The 17,747-nt window shown below is 72.2% G+C and carries 12 protein-coding genes; 9 read left to right on the forward strand and 3 right to left on the reverse strand.

Features of this window, described 5'->3' with window-relative positions:
* The first annotated feature begins 72 nt into the window (after positions 1 to 72).
* On the forward strand, positions 73 to 825 hold the full coding sequence (locus KAK06_RS12970; RefSeq protein ID WP_210802533.1) for a class II glutamine amidotransferase: 753 nt from the start codon (positions 73 to 75) through the stop codon (positions 823 to 825).
* A gap of 43 nt (positions 826 to 868) precedes the next feature.
* Positions 869 to 2,578 carry a M14 family metallopeptidase gene (locus KAK06_RS12975; protein WP_210802534.1) on the forward strand — a complete coding sequence of 570 codons (1,710 nt, stop codon included), beginning with the start codon at positions 869 to 871 and terminating at the stop codon, positions 2,576 to 2,578.
* Between the two features lie 46 nt (positions 2,579 to 2,624).
* Here KAK06_RS12975 and KAK06_RS12980 read toward each other — a convergent pair whose 3' ends face one another.
* Complete coding sequence (locus KAK06_RS12980) at positions 2,625 to 3,599, reverse strand: porin (RefSeq protein WP_210802535.1); 975 nt, start codon at positions 3,597 to 3,599, stop codon at positions 2,625 to 2,627.
* Positions 3,600 to 3,801: 202 nt separating this feature from the next.
* Between KAK06_RS12980 and KAK06_RS12985 the strand changes: the two genes are divergently transcribed.
* From KAK06_RS12985 to KAK06_RS13005, 5 genes are all read left to right on the forward strand, one after another.
* The gene (locus tag KAK06_RS12985) at positions 3,802 to 4,284 is read left to right on the forward strand and encodes a (2Fe-2S)-binding protein (RefSeq protein WP_210802536.1); all 483 of its coding nucleotides are present in this window, start codon (positions 3,802 to 3,804) and stop codon (positions 4,282 to 4,284) included.
* Positions 4,275 to 6,560 carry a xanthine dehydrogenase family protein molybdopterin-binding subunit gene (locus KAK06_RS12990; protein WP_210802537.1) on the forward strand — a complete coding sequence of 762 codons (2,286 nt, stop codon included), beginning with the start codon at positions 4,275 to 4,277 and terminating at the stop codon, positions 6,558 to 6,560. The genes KAK06_RS12985 and KAK06_RS12990 overlap by 10 nt, the downstream gene beginning before the upstream one ends.
* A 101-nt stretch (positions 6,561 to 6,661) precedes the next feature.
* Positions 6,662 to 8,125, forward strand: coding sequence for a PAS domain-containing sensor histidine kinase (locus KAK06_RS12995; protein WP_210802538.1), 1,464 nt, complete (start codon positions 6,662 to 6,664; stop codon positions 8,123 to 8,125).
* Complete coding sequence (locus tag KAK06_RS13000; RefSeq protein WP_210802539.1) at positions 8,122 to 8,937, forward strand: response regulator; 816 nt, start codon at positions 8,122 to 8,124, stop codon at positions 8,935 to 8,937. The genes KAK06_RS12995 and KAK06_RS13000 overlap by 4 nt, the downstream gene beginning before the upstream one ends.
* Positions 8,938 to 8,988: 51 nt before the next feature.
* The gene (locus KAK06_RS13005; RefSeq protein ID WP_210802540.1) at positions 8,989 to 10,302 is read left to right on the forward strand and encodes a toll/interleukin-1 receptor domain-containing protein; all 1,314 of its coding nucleotides are present in this window, start codon (positions 8,989 to 8,991) and stop codon (positions 10,300 to 10,302) included.
* On the opposite strand, the gene KAK06_RS13010 is transcribed toward KAK06_RS13005, so the two are convergent.
* Positions 10,280 to 13,162, reverse strand: a complete 2,883-nt coding sequence (locus KAK06_RS13010; RefSeq protein WP_210802541.1) for a PAS domain-containing hybrid sensor histidine kinase/response regulator — start codon at positions 13,160 to 13,162, stop codon at positions 10,280 to 10,282. The genes KAK06_RS13005 and KAK06_RS13010 overlap by 23 nt on opposite strands.
* 59 nt (positions 13,163 to 13,221) lie before the next feature.
* Entirely contained in the window at positions 13,222 to 14,037 is an 816-nt protein-coding gene (pyrF, locus tag KAK06_RS13015) for an orotidine-5'-phosphate decarboxylase (RefSeq protein WP_210802542.1), read from the reverse strand.
* Between the two features lie 99 nt (positions 14,038 to 14,136).
* Between pyrF and KAK06_RS13020 the strand changes: the two genes are divergently transcribed.
* Together KAK06_RS13020 and KAK06_RS13025 are read left to right on the forward strand one after the other, a co-directional pair.
* Positions 14,137 to 14,703 carry an ECF-type sigma factor gene (locus KAK06_RS13020; protein WP_210802543.1) on the forward strand — a complete coding sequence of 189 codons (567 nt, stop codon included), beginning with the start codon at positions 14,137 to 14,139 and terminating at the stop codon, positions 14,701 to 14,703.
* Complete coding sequence (locus KAK06_RS13025) at positions 14,700 to 17,615, forward strand: serine/threonine-protein kinase (RefSeq protein ID WP_210802544.1); 2,916 nt, start codon at positions 14,700 to 14,702, stop codon at positions 17,613 to 17,615. Before KAK06_RS13020 ends, KAK06_RS13025 begins: the two co-directional genes overlap by 4 nt.
* Positions 17,616 to 17,747 lie beyond the last annotated feature (132 nt).

Consider the following 17,747-nt stretch of genomic DNA (forward strand, 5'->3'; position numbering starts at 1 on the left):
GCATCGTCGCGCCGATCCCACCTGGCTGCCTTGATGGCCATCAAGCGCCCTGGGCCTGCCTAGAATCGGCCCATGTGCCAGCTCCTCGGAATGAACGCCAACACGCCCACCGACGTGATGTTCAGCTTCACCGGCCTGGCCACGCGCGCCGACGAGCACAAGGACGGCTTCGGCATCGGCTTCTTTGAGGGCAGGGGCGTGCGCCTCTTTGTGGACGAGCGCAGCGCCCGCCAGAGCCCGGTGGCCGAGCTGGTCAAGACCTTCCCGATCCACAGCAACCAGGTCATCGCCCACATCCGCAAGGCCACGCAGGGCCGGGTGGCGCTGGAGAACACCCACCCCTTCGTGCGCGAGCTGTGGGGCCGCTACTGGGTGTTTGCCCACAACGGCGACCTGAAGGACTTCCGCCCGCGCCTGCACGGCCAGTTCCGCCCGGTGGGCGACACCGACAGCGAGCACGCCTTTTGCTGGATCATGCAGGAGCTGGCCAAGGCCCATGCCGGCGTGCCGGCCATCGACGAGCTGGGCTGCACCCTGCGCGAGCTGCTGCCGCAGCTGCACCGCCACGGCACCTTCAACATGCTGCTGTCCAACGGCCAGGCGCTGTGGGCGCACGGCTCGACCACGCTGCACTGGCTGGTGCGCCAGCACCCCTTCGGCGCGGCCTCGCTGCGCGACGAGGATGTGACGGTGGACTTTGCCAGCGTCACCACGCCGCAGGACCGGGTGGCGGTGATCGCCACCGAGCCGCTGACCGCCCACGAGCCCTGGCAGGCCTTTGCGCCGGGCGAGCTGAGGGTGTTTGTCGACGGCGCGCCCCGGTGATGCCCGCATCGCCCGGCCTGGCGGCCGGTGCGACACTGGCGTGATGACGACGCCGCTGCCCACGCCCCGTTTCGACACCTTCCTGCGCCACGAGGCGCTGACGCAGCTGCTGCGCGACTATGCGGCGGCCCGGCCCGATCTGGTGGCGTTGCGCAGCCTCGGGCTCAGCCATGAAGGTCGCGACATCTGGCTGGTGGTGGTGAGTCGCCGCGCCACCGGCGCCGACACCGACAAGCCCGCCTTCTGGGTCGACGGCAACATCCACGCCGCCGAGCTGATGGGCTCCACGTCGGTGCTTTACTGGCTGCACCAGTTGCTGGCCCGCGATGGCCAGGACGCCGCGGTCACCCACCTGCTCGACACCCGCACGCTCTACCTGTGCCCGCGCGTCAACCCCGACGGCGCCGAGCTGGCGCTGGCCGAGCGGCCGCGTCACATCCGCTCCTCTACCCGGCCCTATCCCTTCGATGAGCCGGCGGTGGACGGCCTGACGGTGCAGGACATCGACGGCGACGGCCGCATCCTCAGCATGCGCCTGCGCGACCCCAACGGCGGCTGGACACCGCACCCGGATGAGCCGCGCCTGCTGATCCCGCGCCAGCCCGGCGAGTTCGGCGGCACCTACTACCGCGTGATGCCCGAAGGCCTGCTGGAAGATGGTTGCGACGGCAGCCGCATCGTCGTCAACCGCGACCGCGAGGGGCTGGACCTGAACCGCAACTTCCCGGCCTTCTGGCGCCAGGAGTTCGAGCAGATCGGCGCCGGCCCTTACCCGGCCAGCGAGCCCGAGGTGCGTGCCGTGGTCGACTTCGTCGTGCAGCACCCCAACATCGGCGCGGCGGTCAGCTTCCACACCCATTCGGGCGTGATCCTGCGGCCGATGGGCACCCAGGCCGACAAGGACATGACGCCCGAGGACCTGTGGCTGTACCAGCGCCTGTCCAAGCTGGGCGAGCAGCTCACCGGCTACCCCTGCGTCAGCATCTTTGAGGACTTCCGCTACCACCCCAAGGAGGTCATCAGCGGCACCCAGGACTGGTTCTACGAGCACCTGGGCGCGCTGTTCTGGACGGTGGAGATCTGGGCGCCCAACAAGGAGGCCGGCATCACCGGCTACGACTGGATCCACTGGTACCGCGAGCATCCGGTGGAGGACGACCTGAAGCTGCTGAAGTGGAGCGACGAGCAGTGCGGCGGCCAGGCCCACGTGGACTGGCAACCTTTCGAGCATCCGCAGCTGGGCGCGGTGGAGATTGGCGGCTGGGACCGCATGAACTACTGGCGCAACCCGCCGGCCGCGCTGCGCGAGCGCGAGGCGGCACGCTTCCCGGCCTGGCTGCAGCAGATCGCGCTGTCGCTGCCGCAGCTGACGCTGCAGTCGGCCACCGCCGAGGCGCTGGGCGATGGTCTGTGGCGTGTGCGCCTGCAGGTGGCCAACGCCGGCTACCTGCCCAGCCACGTCACGCGCCGGGCGCTGGAGCGCCAGGTGGCGCGGCCCTGCATCTTCGAGATCGAGCTGCCCGAGGGCGCCACGCTGGCGGGCGGCGCGCGGCGCATCGAGGGCCCGCAGCTCGATGGCCATGCGCCCAAGCAATCGATGCAGGCCTTCCTGCCGCAGCGCGAGCTCACCGCCGACCGCGCCCGCGCCGAGTGGCTGGTGCGCGCGCCTGCAGGCACCGAGCTGGCGCTGCGCGCGCGCGCCAGCCGTGCCGGGGCCGTTCACACCCGGCTGCGTCTGGGCGCAGCACCATGAACAACGGCCCCGCCATGGGGCCGTGGTGCTCAGCGCCAGACGGCGATCAGAACTTGTGGCGGATGCCCAGCGCGAAGCTGTTGCCCGCGTCCACCACCGGCAGCTTGTCGTTCATGTAGACCACGTAGCCGTCGGTGCGCTTGGAGAAGGCGTAGTCGTAGCCCAGGCTGACGGTCTTGCGGCCCTTGACCGACAGCTTGCCGTACTCGGCCAGCAGCTTGCCCGAGGCGCCCACCGGCACCGACGCGCCCACCTCGCCCAGCTTGTAATCGACATTGGTGGTGTCATTGGCCACCTTGCCGTACTGGCCGAAGAACTTGGCAAAGCCGGCGTCGTAGGAGCCACCCAGCTGCCAGGTGGTGGTGCCGGCGGTGGTGCCTTCCTTGACCTTCTGGAAGGCGAAGCTGCCCGCGAAGGCGCCGCCGAAGTACAGCACGTTGCCGCCGTAGCGACGGCCCAGGGTCTTGCCGTCGTTGCCGGCCACCTGCAGTTGCGCCGACAGGCCGCCGAGCTTGGGCGAGCTGTACGAGATCGAGTTGTTCCAGCCGGTGTCGCCGGTCACGGTGCCGCTGGTGAAGTAGTGGCGGATCGACGGCGAGAAGCCGAAGGAGTCGCCAAAGGCATTGAACAGCAGCGTCGAGACGAACAGCGAGGTGGTGTTGCGGCCAGCGGTGACCGAACCCAGCGAGCCCGACAGGCCGGCGTAGGCGTTGCGCGCCCAGAAGGTGTCACCGTTGAAGCGGCCGGCGCTGCCGCTGTCGGCGCGCAGGAAGCTCTCGATCGCGAAGTTGGCCTTCAGGCCGCCGCCCAGGTCTTCACTGCCCTTGAAGCCGAAGTAGCTGGTGCTCATCTTGCCGCTGGCCACCGTCTTGTCCTTGATCGCGCCTGCGTCCTGGAACTGGCCGGCGGAGACATCGATCAGGCCATAGGCCTGAACGCTGGACTGGGCGTGGGCGCCGGCACAGGCCAGCAGGGCGGCCGTGGCCAGCAGGGCCGGGGCGCGGTGGAAGCGGATGGTCATCGAGGGCTCCGTCGGGAGGTTGTGGAATGGGTGGATCCGGGCCGGCTGCTCACGCACCGGGCGCGCGGGCTGGCCGGGCATTGCGCTTGATTTTCTGACACACTCGGCCCGCGCCGCTTGTTGCGGCGCAGGCGCCTGGGCCACCTGTTGTATGCAGGAAACATGCCCATGTCCTGCCTCGCGGCCCACCCTGGACCGACTCATGACCCGACTGATCCTGAACCAACGCGCGGTGGAACTGGATGACGCCCGCGTCCCGCCGGACATGCCCCTGTTGTGGGCGTTGCGCGACGAATTGGGGCTCACGGGCACCAAGTTCGGCTGCGGCGTGGCCGCCTGTGGCGCCTGCACGGTGCAGATCGACGGCCAGCCGCAGCGGGCCTGTGTGCTGCCGGTGGCGGCCGCGGCCGGGCGCCAGGTGCGCACCATCGAGGGGCTGGGGACGCCCGACAAACCTCACCTGCTGCAGCGCGCCTGGATCCATCACCAGGTCCCGCAGTGCGGCTACTGCCAGAGCGGCATGCTGATGGCGGCCGAGGCGCTGCTGCGCAGCAACCGCCAACCCAGTGACGCGGCCATCGACGCCGCCATCACCAACCTGTGCCGCTGCGGCACCTACCCGCGCGTGCGCGCTGCCATCCAGACGGCGGCCCGCTGGCTGCGCGAGGGCCAGCCATGGGCCTGACGCGTCGCACCTGGCTGTGGTCGGTGTTGGGCGGCACCGGGGCCCTGGTGGTGGGCTGGAGCGGCCTGCCGCCGCGCAGCCGGCTGGGTGGCCCCGACACCTTGCCGTCCGAAAGCGGCGCGGTCGGCCTGAACGGCTGGATCGCGGTGCGGCCCGATGGCCAGGTCCAGCTGGCCATGCCCTGGGCCGAGATCGGCCAGGGCGTGCACACCGCGCTGGCCATGCTGGTGGCCGAGGAGATGAACCTGCAGCTGGACCAGGTGCAGCCGATCGAGGCGCCGCACGAGAAGATCTACGGCAACCTGGCGGTGCTCGAGGCCAGCCTGCCGGTCCATCCGCGCCACACCGAGCCCGGCCACGAGACCCTGGGCGTGCGCCTGGGCCAGTGGATGGTGCGCAAGCTCGCGCGCGAGCTGGGCCTGGTGATCACCGGCGGCTCGTCCACGCTGGCCGACAGCTGGGACGCGCTGCGCCTGGCCGCCGCCACCGCGCGCGCGCAGCTGCTGGGCGCCGCCTCGCTGCAGTGGAAGCTGCCGGTGGCCGAACTGACGATCGAGGCTGGCGTGGTGCGCCACGCCGGTGAACAGCAGGCCCACTACGGCGAGCTGGCCGCGGCGGCGCAGACCACGCGGCCCGGCGAGGTGCGTTTCAAGCCGCGCGATCAGTGGACCCTGATCGGTCGGGCGCAGCCGCGGCTGGACACGCCGGCCAAGAGCCGCGGCCAGGCGCACTTCGGCATCGACGTGCGCCAGCCCGGGCAGCGCTTCGCTGCGCTGCGCCACGCACCGGCGCTGGGCGGACGCATCGGTGCGCTGCGCAACGAGGCCGCGGTGCGGGCGATGCCGGGCGTGCTGGGCATCCACCGCCTGCCGGCACCGGCCGATGGCACCGAATCGGTGGCGGTGGTGGCCACGCACACCGGCCTGGCGCTGATGGCGCTGCGCGCCCTGGACTTTGAAGCCCTGCCACCCGAGGGCGGTGGCGCCGACTCGGCGCGCATCCTGCAGTCGCTGCAGGACCGGGCGCGCGCCGCTGCGGTCGAGGACGAGGGCTTTTCCTTCCATGCCGACGGCGACGCCACCGGCCTGCTGGCCCGCTCGGCCGAGGTGGTGGAGGCGCTGTACCACGCGCCCTACCTGGCCCACGCGACGATGGAGCCGATGAACGCCACCGCGCGGGTCGATGCGCAGGGCGTCGAGGTCTGGGCTCCGACCCAGGTGCCCGGCCTGGCACGGGCCGCGGCCGCCCGCCAGGCCGGCCTGCCCGAGTCGCAGGTGCGCCTGCACATGACGCTGTCGGGCGGGGGCTTCGGCCGCCGGCTGGAAGTCGACAGCGTGGTGCAGGCCGTTGCGCTGGCGCAGCAGATGCCCGGTCAGACGGTGCAGCTGCTGTGGCCGCGCGAGGAAGACTTCGGCCACGACCTGTACCGGCCGGCCGGCGCGGCGCTGCTGCGCGCCGCGCTGGACAGCCAGGGCCGCATCCGCGCGCTGAGCATCCACAGCGCTGGCGACGCCATCACGCCGCGCTGGATGGCGCGCAACGTGCCGTGGTTGTCCGGCCCGGTCGACACGCCGGACAAGACCGCCGCCGAAGGCCTGTTCGACCTGCCTTATGCCATCCCGAACCAGCGCATGCGCCACGTCGCCACGCGCAGCGGCGTGCCGATCGGCAACTGGCGCTCGGTGGGACACAGCCACAACGCCTTCTTCTCCGAGGGTTTCATCGACGAGCTGGCCCACGCGGCCAAGCGCGACCCGCTGGCGTTTCGGCTGGCGATGCTGGACGACGCGCCGCGCCACGCCGCGGTGCTGCGCCTGGCCGCCGAGCAGGCCGGCTGGGGCCAGGCCCTGCCGGCCGGCCGCGCGCGCGGCCTGGCACTGCACGAGAGCTTCGGCAGCATCGTCGCGCTGGTGCTGGAGGTCTCGCTCGATGGCGGCCGCCCGCGGGTGCACCGGGCGGTGTGTGCGGTCGACTGCGGCACCGCGATCAACCCCGATGGCATCGCCCAGCAGGTGGAAGGCAGCATCATCTTCGGTCTGTCGGCGGCGCTGTCGGGCCGCATCGACATCGTTGCCGGCGTGGTGCAGCAGACCAACTTCCCGACGCAGATGCCGCTGACGCTGCGCGAGACACCGCGCATCGAGACCCACCTGGTGGCCAGCAGCCGCGCGCCCACCGGCATGGGCGAGCCGGCCGTGCCGCCAGTGGCGCCCGCCTTGGCCAACGCGCTGTTCGTGCTGAACGGCCGGCGCCTGCGTGCCTTGCCGCTGGCCTGAGGCCACGGCGCCGCTGTCCACGACAGCGGCGGGGTGAAAGCGCGACGGCCGCGGTTCAACTCACCACAATCGGGTCCTTGATGTTGTAGCGAGGTCCGCCGATGGACCCGTCCTTCTCCGCTGACACGATCGTCGACCGCACGCCGCATGCGCTGGTGGCCGTCGATGCGTCCGGCTCGGTGCGTTTCTGGAATGCCGGCGCCGAGGCCCTGTACGGCCACCCGCGGCACGAGGCGCTGGGCCGCCACTGGGCCGACTTGTTCGGTGAGCCGCCCCCCGGGGGGCTCGCCGCCACCGTCGAAGTCGTGCGTCGCTGCCGCGATGGCGCGCTGATCTATGTCGAGTCCTGTCAGCGGCCGCTGCCCGATCCCTGCGGGGAGCCGGCCGGCTGTCTGTGCAGCGATGTCGACGTCACGCCCTGGCGGGTGCGGCGCGAGGCCGACCTCGTCGAGGCCTTGTACGGCCGCCTGCTGGAGTCCATGCCCGATGCCATCATCGTGACCGACCGGATCGGCCGCATCATCCTGGCCAACGGCCAGGCGCAGCGCATGTTCGGCCGCCAGCGCACGTCCCTGCTGGGCGACGTCATCGAGTCGCTGATGCCGGCACGCTCGCGGGGCACGCATGTCGGGCAGCGCGATGCCTACCTCGCCTCGCCCCGCACCCGCGCGATGGGCCAGGGCTTGTCGCTGCAGGGCCTGCGGGCGAGCGGCGAGGAGTTTCCGGTCGAGATCAGCCTGAGCCCGCTGGACTCCGATCTGGGGCCGCTGGCCATGGCCGCGATCCGCGATGTGTCCGACCGCCACCGCGTCGAGCGCGCGCTGCAGGAAAAGAACGTCGAGCTCGAGCGCGCCAGCCGGGCCAAGGACCGCTTCCTGGCCACGATGAGCCACGAGCTGCGCACGCCGCTCAACGCCATCCTGGGCTTCACCGGCCTGCTGCTGATGCGCCTGAGCGGCCCGCTCAACGCCGAGCAGGAGCGCCAGCTGGGTCTGGTCAACACCAGCGGCAAGCACCTGCTGTCGCTGATCAACGACCTGCTCGACCTGGCCAAGATCGACTCCGGCCGGGTCGAGATCCAGCGCGAGCCGGTGGACTGCCGCGCGCTGATCGAGGACGTGATCGAGACGCTGCGCCAGGCCGCCGATGCCAAGGGCCTGCGCCTGCTGCTGCAGCCGACGCCCGACCTGGACGCCACGCTGCACACCGACCGGCGCGCGCTGCAGCAGGTGCTGATCAATCTGGTCAACAACGCGATCAAGTTCACCGACACCGGCTCGGTGGAGCTGTGCGTGACGCGTGAGTCGGGCTGGCTGGCGCTGTGCGTGACCGACACCGGCCGCGGCATTTCCGAGGAAGACCAGGCGCGGCTGTTCCAGCCCTTCGTCCAGGTGGGCGGTCGCAGCGGCCTGGTCGAGGGCACAGGGCTGGGCCTGCACCTGAGCCTGCGCCTGGCCGAGCTGCTGGGCGGCCGGCTGGTGATGAGCAGCACCCCGCAGGCCGGCAGCCGCTTCACGCTGTCGCTGCCACTGCCGCTGCACAACGGCGACGCGCCAGGATCATGAGTGCCACGGGCCAATTGGCACTGCTGATCGAGGACAACCCGGTCAATCTGGAGCTGCTGACCTGCCTGATGGCAGCGCTGGGCTACCGCACCGTCAGCGCCACCGATGGCGAGCGCGGGCTCGCCGCCGCGCGGGAGCATCACCCCTCGCTGATCCTGTGCGACATCCAGATGCCCGGCATGGACGGCCTTCAGTTCGCCCGGCATGCCAAGGCCGACCCAGCGCTGTGCCGCATCCCGCTGGTGGCGTTGACGGCGCTGGCCATGGTGGGTGACCGCGAGCGCATCCTGTCGGCTGGTTTCGACGGCTACCTGGCCAAGCCGATCGATCCGATGCGCTTTGCCGACAGCGTCAGGCCCTGGCTGGCCGCGCCACCGCCGGCGCCGCGGGCGGCCTCGCCGGACGATGCGGCGCAGGCCCCGCCGCCGCGGCCGGCGCCGCACCGCGGATTGATCCTGGTGGTCGATGACACCGACTTCAACCTGGTGCTCAAGCGCGACCTGCTGGAGCCGCATGGCTATGCGGTGGTCACGGCCTCTGATGCGGTGGCGGCCCTGCAGCTGGTGCGTCGGCAGCTGCCCGATCTGGTGGTGTCGGATGTCGGCATGCGTCCGGGCAACGGCCTGGATCTGCTGCGGGCGCTGCGCGCCGACGCCGGCACCTGCCAGGTCCCGGTGGTGTTCACCAGCGCCACGCACTGGGACCAGGCGGTGGAGCGGCAGGCGCTGGCCCTGGGCGCGGCGGCCTACCTGCGGCGGCCGATGGACCCGGCGCGCTTTCTTGCCGTGCTGGCGCAGTGCCTGCAGCGCTGACGCTTCCCTCAGCCAGGGGCTTGCGGCGCTGGCGCTTCCGGGCCAGAGTCGATGCCGACCACCATGCCCGAGCCGCGCATCTTCATCTCGTACCGCCGCGTCGATTCCGAGCACGCCGCGCTGCGCGTGCACGAGCGACTGCAGGCGCGCTTTGGCGGCGAGGCGGTCTTCATTGACCGCGAGCTGCCGTCGGGCATCGACTGGGATGCGCGGCTGCGCGAGCGGGTCCAGGAAGCCTCCGCCGTGGTGGTGCTGGTCGGGCCGCGCTTCATCGAGCTGTTCGACGACCATGGGCCCGACGAGCCCGATGTGATGCTGGCCGAGATCCGCGAGGCGCTGGACAGCGGCAAGCGCATCTTCCCGCTGGTGGTGGGCGCCCCGGACATGCCGCCGGCCAGCCAACTGCCCACGTCGATTCGCCGCCTGGCGCAGCAGAATGCGCGCTTTGCGCCCGCGCAGTACTTCGACACCGCCATGGAGATGCTTGAGCGCGACATCGCCGCCGCCCATGGCTGGGTGGCGCCGGACAGCACCGACGCGCCCCGCCGCACCGGCCTGCCCACCTGGCTGCGGGTGTCGATGCTGCTGGCGGTGGTGAGCGCCAGCGTGGCCCTGTCCAGCGCCGCGCTGGCCTGGCTGGCGCCAGCGCTTGACGGCTCAAGCACCGAGCGCCAGCTCTGGCATGGCATCCACTACCTGCTGTCCACACTGCTGTTCGGCCTGGGACCCTACCTGTCGTACTGGCTGGTGGCCGAGATGCGCGCGCGCGCTGGCCTGCCGGTCTTCAGCTTGCAGGGCTGGCTGTCGGTGCTGATCGTCGGCGGCAACCTCGTGCTGGGCGGGGCCTTCCTGCTGCTGACCTCGGTGCCCGGCTGGCAGATGCGGCCCTGGTGGCCGGGCACCAGGATCGATCCCGACCAGGTCGACGCGCTGTACTACGCCCTGCTGGCCGGCACGCTGCTGGCGATTGCGCTGGGCACGGTGGCGCTGGCGCTGTGGGAGCCGGTGCTGCGCCGTGCCGAGCGCCGACACGGCACTCAGGCCCAGCAGCGCCTGAGCGCGCTCAGCGCGCTGCTGCTGCTGGCCCTGCTGTGGTTCGGGGGATCGATGGTGAACTCGGTGCCCGATCTGGACGCCGCCACCAGCCTGTCGGTGGTGGGCTACATCGCGCTGTGTCCGACGCTGTCGCTGCTGATGGCCGCCTGGCAGACCACCGAGGCCCGGCTGGGGCTGCGCCGCGACGCCTGGCAGGTGCGCGGCCTGTTCTGGCTGCTGGGCGCGCTCTATGTGCTGTGCACGCTGAGCCTGTTCGCCACCGGACCCCTGCAGCAGCTCTCGGCGATCATTCCGGGCTACCTGGGCTAGGGCCGAGGCTCTGGCGCAGCCAGCGGTTGAGCGTGTGGCGCAGGCGCGAGGCGTCGATCGGCTTGGTCAGGAAATCGTTCATGCCGGCGGCCAGGGCTTCATCGCGTTCGGAGACCAGCGCGGCGGCGGTCAGCGCCACGATGGGCAGCGTGCGGGCGTCGTAGCGCGCACGCAGGCGGCGCGCGGTCTCATGGCCGCCGATGCCGGGCATCTGCACGTCCATCAGCACCAGATCAAACGGGTGACCGCGGGTGACGGCCTCGTCCACGGCGGCCATCGCCTCTTCGCCGTCGCCCGCCTGCGAGACCTCGGCGCCCCACTGCTCGAGCAGGGCCACCGCGATCATCATGTTGACCGGGTTGTCTTCCACCATCAGCAAGCGGGCGCCCTGGATCGGGTCGGCGTCGCCGTTGGTGGAGCCTGAATCGACGTCGGCCGGGTCGGCCGAGGCCAGCGGCAGCTCGGCCCAGAAACAACTGCCCTGGTCCGGCACGCTGACCACGCCCACGCGTCCGCCCATCATCTCGGCCAGCTCGCGCGAGATCGACAGGCCCAGGCCGGTGCCGCCAAAGGCGCGCGACATCGCCTCGTCGCCCTGCACAAAGGGGCGGAACAGGCGCGCCTGCAGCTCGGGGGCGATGCCCGGTCCGGTGTCGGTGACCTCGAAGCGCAGCAGGCCGGCGCGCACCACCCGCGCCGCCAGGCGGATCTCGCCGCGCTCGGTGAACTTCAGCGCGTTGTTCAGGAAGTTGCTGAGGATCTGGCGCACCCGCACCGAGTCGCCCAGCACCGCATCCGGCAGGTCATCGTCGCGCTGCACCTGGAAGCCCAGGCCCTTGGTGTCGGCCAGCGCGCCATAGGCCTGGTGCAGCGAGGTCAGCAGCCCGCCCAGGTCGAAGGTGACCAGGTCCAGGTGCATCTTGCCGGCCTCGATCTTCGACAGGTCCAGGATGTCGGAGAGGATGCCCGAGAGGGTTTCGGCGCTGTCGCTGATCTGGTCGATGTACTGGCGCCGGCGCGTCTCGTCGATCGACGGATTGCGCGCCAGCCGCGCCAGGCCCAGCAGCGCGTTGAGCGGCGTGCGGATCTCGTGGCTGGTGCTGGCCAGGAAGGCGCTCTTGGCACGGCTGGCGGCCTCGGCATCGTCGCGGGCGCGGGCCAGCGCGCGTTCGGTCTGGCGGCGCTGGGTGATGTCCTCGGCGAACCAGATCGTGCCGCGCTGCGGCTGGCCCGGGTCCACCGCCTTGGCCAGCACGCGGGCGATGAAGCTGCTGCCGTCGCGCCGCACCATCGAGCGCTCCAGCTCGACCTGCTCGCCGGCATTGAGCCGCGGCACCAGGGTGTTGGCCAACTGCTCGAACTCGGCCTGGTCGGCCCACACCAGGCCGACATGGCGGCCGGCCAGCGAGCCCACCGGCCAGCCCAGCATCTGCTCCAGCCGGGGGTTGGCCATCAGGAAGTGGTAGTCGCGGGTCAGGGCGATGCCCATCTGGGCGTTCTCGAGGATGGCCTCGCGCTCCAGCCGGGCCTGCTCGCTGGCGGTGATGTCCCGGCAGCTGAGGATCAGGTAGTCGGCCTCGTCCAGCGTGAAGCGCGCCGCCGACACCAGCATCGCCACGGTGCGGCCGTCGCGCACCCGGAAGGGCAGCGACAGGTTGCGCACCGTGCCGTCGCGGGCCAGCTGCTGCAGGAAGCGGGCGCGGTCGGCCTCGGTCACCCAGATGCCCAGCTCGGTGCTGGTGCGGCCCACCGCCTCCTCGGCGGTCCAGCCGGCCACGCGGGTGAAGCTGGGATTGACCATCAGGTAGCGGCCGGTGGCCAGCTCGGTCAGCGTGATCAGGTCGGGGCTGTTGGCCACCAGGTGGCTCAGCAGCGCCTCTGAGCGCTGCAGGGCCTGCTCGGCCTGGCGGTGCTCGGTGACGTCGGTGAAGATGGTCAGCACCGCGGCCTGGCCGTCCTCGGCATCGACCTGGGCGCTGCTGGCCATCACGGTCAGCAAGCGGTCGGGCTGGGGCAGCAGGCGGTACTCGTCGGGCGGCAGGTGGCGGCCCGGCGGCAGGTGGCTCAGTTGCTGCAGCTTGGCCAGCGCCTGCGCGCGCGACTCGTCGTCCATGCAGCGCTGGATGAAGTTGCTGCCCAGCAGCGTGGCCAGCTCGCTGTGGCCCAGCAGCGCCACGGCGGCCGGGTTGGCGTCGATCACCAGGCCTTCGCGGTGCAGCACCAGCGGCAGCGGCAGGCGGCGCACCAGCTCCTGGTAGCGCGCCTGGCTCAGGTGCAGGGCGCGCACCGTCTCGACCTCGGTGCTGACCTCGCGCAAGACGCCGCCGAAGCGGCCGTCGGGCATCGCGCCCAGCGACAGGCGCAGATGACGTTCGCGGGCGGCACCATCAATGCGCGACAGCGGCAGGTCGCGCACCGGCTGCGACTGCGCCAGCGCGGCCTGCAGGCGTGCCAGGTCGGTGGGGGCCAAGGTGGTGCCGGGCCAGTCCCAGGGCAGGCGCCCGTGGTCACCCACCTCCAGCAGGCCTTGCACGCCCGTGGCGTGCTGGTAGCGGCGCAGGCGGCCTTCGCGGTCCAGTTCGAAGTGCAGGTCGGCTGAGAGCGCCAGCTCCATCGACAGCGAGCGCGCCTGGCGCAGCAGCGAGGCCTCGCGCTGCTGGCGCTGGCGGTGCGCCAAGGCCACGGCCGCTGCGATCGCCATCAGGCCCAGGATCCGCAGCGCCAGTCCGGCCAAGCCGCCCAAGGGCTGCAGCACCGCGGCCGCGCCCAGGACCAGCAGGACCCACCAGAGGCCGCGTCCGCTGGCGGCCGCCGGGGTGGCGCGGCGGGATGAGGGGGGCTCAGGCGGGCTCAGCGGCATGGCCCCAAGTGTCGCGTCAAATCGACCCGCCAGGGCAGGCCGACATGCAAGCGGTCGCGTCAGCCGCGCGCCGCAGCCAGCTCCGACCGGGTGGCCAGCGCCACCGCGCGCGCGCGCGCAGCGAAGTCCTCGCCTGCCCCGGCGTACAGCACGGCGCGCGAGGAGTTGACGATGATCGGCCCCTCCGGCCGCCAGGCGGCGCGCACCGTGGCCGCCGCGTCACCGCCCTGGGCGCCGACGCCCGGGATCAGCAGCGGCAGCGTGGGCGCCAGCTCGCGCACCCGCGCCAGCTCCTGCGGGAAGGTGGCGCCCACCACCAGGCCCAGCCGGCCGTGGCGGTTCCAGGCACCGGCGGCCAGGCGGGCGACATGCTCGAACAGCCGGTCGCCGTTGTCCAGCGTCTGGAACTGCAGGTCCGAGCCGCCCGGGTTGGAGGTGCGGCACAGCAGGATCACGCCCTTGCCGTCGTAGGGCAGGTAGGGCTCGATCGAGTCGAAGCCCATGAACGGCGACAGCGTCACCGCATCGGCCTGGTAGCGCACAAAGGCCTCGCGGGCGTACTGCTCGGCGGTCGAGCCGATGTCGCCGCGCTTGGCGTCCAGGATCACCGGCACCTCGGGGGCGTTGCGGCGGATGTAGGCCATCAGCTGTTCGAGCTGGTCCTCGGCGCGGTGGGCGGCGAAGTAGGCGATCTGCGGCTTGAAGGCGCAGACCAGGTCCTTGGTGGCATCGACGATGCGGGCGCAGAAATCGAAGATGCGGCTGGCATCGCCCTTCATGCCGGCCGGCAAGCGCGCCGGGTCCGGGTCCAGGCCGACGCACAGCAGCGAGTCGTGTCGGGCCGTCGCGGCGGCCAGCATGCGGGCGAAGCTCATCCCCTCATTCTAGGAGGCTGGCAGGCTGCAGCGGGCTCCCCGCTGGTCACCCACGGGCGCTATGCTCCGCGCCGACGCAGACGAACGGACGGAGGGGTCATGGCCGAGGCGCCGTCACTGACCGTGTGGATCCAGCGCGCCGTGCAAGGCCAGCCGGGCGCGGTGGAGCACCTGTTTTCCGAGCTGTACCCGGAGCTTCGGCGCATTGCCCATGCGCGGCTGTATGTGCGCGGCCAGGCGCCGCTGATGAGCACCACCGAGCTGGTGCACGAGAGCTTTTTGCGCTTCACCCGTGCGCGCTCGCTGGCGCTGGACGACCGCAAGCACTTCTTCACCTACGCCGCCACGGTGATGCGCCACGTGATCATCGACCTGGCGCGCGAGCAGCAGGCGATGCGCCGCGGCGGCGACAGCGACCATGTCGCGCTGGACGAGCTCTCGCCCACCGAGCACCCGGCGGCGGCGGCCGACGAGACCCTGATCGAGATCCACGCTGCACTGGAGGAGCTCGACAAGCTCGATCCCACGCTGGCCCGCGTGGTCGAGATGCAGTACTTCGCCGGCTACAGCCAGGCCGAGATCGCCGAGTTGCTGTCGCTGACCGAGCGCAGCGTGCGCCGGCACTGGGAGAAGGCGCGCGCCTTCCTGATGGCGCAGATGTCGTGAGCGACGACGCCGACCCGGCCGCTCAGGCTGCGCGGGCGCGCTGGCGGCGCGTCTCGGCCTGGCTGGACGAGGCGCTGGACCGCGAGGACCCGGCCGAGCGCGCCGCCTGGCGCGCCGCGCTGCAGGGCCCCGCCGACGAGCTGGCCGAGCTCGACGCGCTGCTCGCCGCGCATGAGCGCGCGCAGACCCACCCCGCGCTGCAGGCCCCACCGCCGCTGGGCGAGCGCCCGGCGCCGCGCAGCAGCCGCCAGCCCGGCGACCGCATCGGCCCCTGGGCGCTGCAGGCGCTGCTGGGCACCGGCGGCATGGCCGAGGTGTGGAGCGCCTGCCGCGCCGACGGCGCCTACGAGCGCCAGGTGGCGCTGAAGCTGCCGCTGCACCTGCCCTGGCGCGACGACCTGGCCGAGCGCCTGGCGCGCGAGCGCGACCTGCTGGCGCGACTGGACCACCCGCACATCGCGCGCCTGTATGACGCCGGGCTGGATGGACAGAAGCCCTGGCTGGCGATGGAGCATGTGCAGGGCGCGCCGCTGACCACCTGGTGCGACGAGCGCACCCGCTCGCCGCGCGGCCGGGTGCGCATCTTCCTGCAGGTGCTCGACGCGGTGGCGCACGCCCATGCGCAGCTGGTGCTGCACCGCGACCTCAAGCCCGGCAACATCCTGGTCGACCAGCAGGGGCAGGTCAAGCTGCTGGACTTCGGCATCGCCAAGCTGCTGGGCGACGATGACCGCACCCATGACACCCAGCTCACCGCGCTGGGCGGCCGCGCACTGACGCCCGACTACGCCAGCCCCGAGCAGCTGCGCGGCGAGCCGCTGTCCACCGCCAGCGACGTCTACTCGCTGGGCGTCATCCTGCACGAGCTGCTGTGCGGCGAGCTGCCCTACCGGCTGAGCCACCGCTCGGCGGCCCAGGTCGAGACCGCGGTGCTGCAGGGCGACACCACGCGGCCCAGCGCCCGCGTGGCCGCCGGCGCCGCCGGCCGGCGCGGCCTGAGCGCGCGCCGGCTGGCGCAGGCGCTGCGCGGCGACCTGGACGCGATCGTGCTGCAGGCGCTGCGCACCGATCCGGCGCAGCGCTACGCCGGCGCCACCGAGCTGCGCGCCGACCTGCAGCGCTGGCTGGACGGCCAGCCGGTGCTGGCCCAGCCGGACAGCTGGCTGTACCGCACCCGCGTCTTCGTGCGCCGCCACCGGCTGGCGGTGGGCGCCGGCAGCGTGGTCGCGCTGGCCCTGGTGGCCAGCTCAGTGTTCTCGTGGAACCAGGCGCGCATCGCCCAGCGCGAGGCCCTGCGCGCCCAGGCCACGCGCGACTTCGTGCTGGGCCTGTACAAGCCGGTGTCCTGGCTGGGCGCCAACCCGCGTCGCGGCGGGCAGGTGACGGCGCGTGAGCTGCTGGACCTGTCGGCGCAGCAACTGGCCCGGCGTCCGGTGGAGGACGCCGAGGTGCAGTTCGACCTCGAACGCACGGTGTACAGCCTGTACACCGACGTCGACGATGCGGCCGGTCGCGAGGCCTCGGCGCTGCGGCTGGTCGACCACGCCCGCCACCGCTTCGGACCCGACTCGCCGCCGCTGGCCGAGGCGCTGGTGCTGCTGGCCGACGCTCGTCTGGCCCGGGCCTTGGACCGTGCCGCGGCCACCCTGCGCGAAGCCGACCTGGTGCTGGCCCGGCTGACCGCGCCGGCGCCTGGCCTGATCGCGCAGCGCGATCTGATCCAGGCCTCGCTGCTGGAGCACGCCCAGCCCGCCGATGCTTTCGCGCTGTTCGAACAGGTGGCGGCGCGCCTGCAGGGTCAGTCTGTTGATCCGCGTCTGCTGCTGCGGGCGCTGGTCGGCCGGGCACGCACAGCCACCCTGGTCCAGCGTGACCCGCAGCAGCTCCTGCACCACCACGAGGACGTGCTGGCCCTGTTCGACCGGGAGCCTGACCTGCCGCCGCTGACCCGCACCGAGGCCGAGGCCGGCCTGGCCGATGCCGAGTCGCGCCTGGGGCATCTGCGGCGCGCCCAGGCGCTGTACGAGGCAGCGCACGCACGCAGCCAGGATCTGCTCGGTCCGTTGCATGTCGACACCCTGCAGACGGGTTACCGGCTGGGCCTGACGCTGTCGTTGGCCGGCCAGCCGCGTGCCGCGCTGAGCCTGCTTGAGCGACTGCGCGCGCAAGCTCTGCAGGCCAAGGGCGCCGGCGATGGCTATACGCTGCCGTCGATCGAGATGGAGCGTGGCCACGCGCTTGCGCTGATGGGTCGCATGGACGAGGCCAACGCCGCCTACCAGGCGGCCTGGGACGGCATTGGCCGCTTGGTGGGTCCACAGCCCAATGTCTGGCGCGCGCTGTGGCGCCTGCGCGCGGCGCCGCTGTTGGCTGAAGGCGGGCGCGCTGCCCAGGCCGTGGCGGTGCTGGACCAGGCGCAGGCCGAGGCCGAGCAGGTCGGCATGCCCGAGCACCTGCGCAAGGTGCTGGTGCGCAGCCGCGCACTGATGGCCGTGCTGGTGCCCACCGGCTCCGCCGCGCAGACCGACGAGCGGCTGGCGGCATGGCGCGAGCAGATCGAATCCTCGGCCGCGCAGCAGCCCGCCACGCTGCTGGCGCGCGACCGCGCCAGCCTGGCGCTGTGGCAGGCCCGGGCGGCCTGGCAGCAGGGGCGCCTGGCCGAGGCGCGCGAGGCCCTGTCCCGGGCGCGGGCACAGATCGATGAGTCGGTGCTGCGCGAGTTTGGCGGTGCGTCCAGCGGCATGGCGGCGGTCCTCGAGGCCGAGCTGCTGCGCACCGAGGGCCAGCGCGGCGCCGCCTGCGAGCGGGCCGCCGAGGCGCGCCGCTGGCTGGCCCAGGCGGCGCCAGGCGGCCTGCACGACCGCCAGGCCGCCGCCCTGCTGGCGGATTGCGGTCACGCTGCGCTGCGCTGAAGGCGGGGGCGACCGTCCCTCAAGCAGGGGACAACCCTGTCCGGATTGGCGCCTGTCTTGCGTATGTCATCAGGAGAAGCGACGGTTCGTGCCACAACGAGGGCATGGACGACCCCGGACGGACGATCCGGG

Origin of the sequence: Ideonella aquatica (assembly GCF_018069755.1) — a bacterium.
GTDB lineage: Bacteria > Pseudomonadota > Gammaproteobacteria > Burkholderiales > Burkholderiaceae_C > Ideonella > Ideonella aquatica.

What these genes read in the sequence shown, in the direction of transcription:
- pyrF (WP_210802542.1), bottom strand. Translation starts at nt 14,037, where the DNA reads ATGAGCTTCGCCCGCATGCTGGCCGCCGCGACGGCCCGACACGACTCG.
- KAK06_RS12990 (WP_210802537.1), top strand. Translation starts at nt 4,275, where the DNA reads ATGGGCCTGACGCGTCGCACCTGGCTGTGGTCGGTGTTGGGCGGCACC.
- KAK06_RS12975 (WP_210802534.1), top strand. Translation starts at nt 869, where the DNA reads ATGACGACGCCGCTGCCCACGCCCCGTTTCGACACCTTCCTGCGCCAC.
- KAK06_RS13020 (WP_210802543.1), top strand. Translation starts at nt 14,137, where the DNA reads ATGGCCGAGGCGCCGTCACTGACCGTGTGGATCCAGCGCGCCGTGCAA.
- KAK06_RS13000 (WP_210802539.1), top strand. Translation starts at nt 8,122, where the DNA reads ATGAGTGCCACGGGCCAATTGGCACTGCTGATCGAGGACAACCCGGTC.
- KAK06_RS13005 (WP_210802540.1), top strand. Translation starts at nt 8,989, where the DNA reads ATGCCGACCACCATGCCCGAGCCGCGCATCTTCATCTCGTACCGCCGC.
- KAK06_RS12970 (WP_210802533.1), top strand. Translation starts at nt 73, where the DNA reads ATGTGCCAGCTCCTCGGAATGAACGCCAACACGCCCACCGACGTGATG.
- KAK06_RS12985 (WP_210802536.1), top strand. Translation starts at nt 3,802, where the DNA reads ATGACCCGACTGATCCTGAACCAACGCGCGGTGGAACTGGATGACGCC.
- KAK06_RS12980 (WP_210802535.1), bottom strand. Translation starts at nt 3,599, where the DNA reads ATGACCATCCGCTTCCACCGCGCCCCGGCCCTGCTGGCCACGGCCGCC.
- KAK06_RS12995 (WP_210802538.1), top strand. Translation starts at nt 6,662, where the DNA reads ATGGACCCGTCCTTCTCCGCTGACACGATCGTCGACCGCACGCCGCAT.
- KAK06_RS13010 (WP_210802541.1), bottom strand. Translation starts at nt 13,162, where the DNA reads ATGCCGCTGAGCCCGCCTGAGCCCCCCTCATCCCGCCGCGCCACCCCG.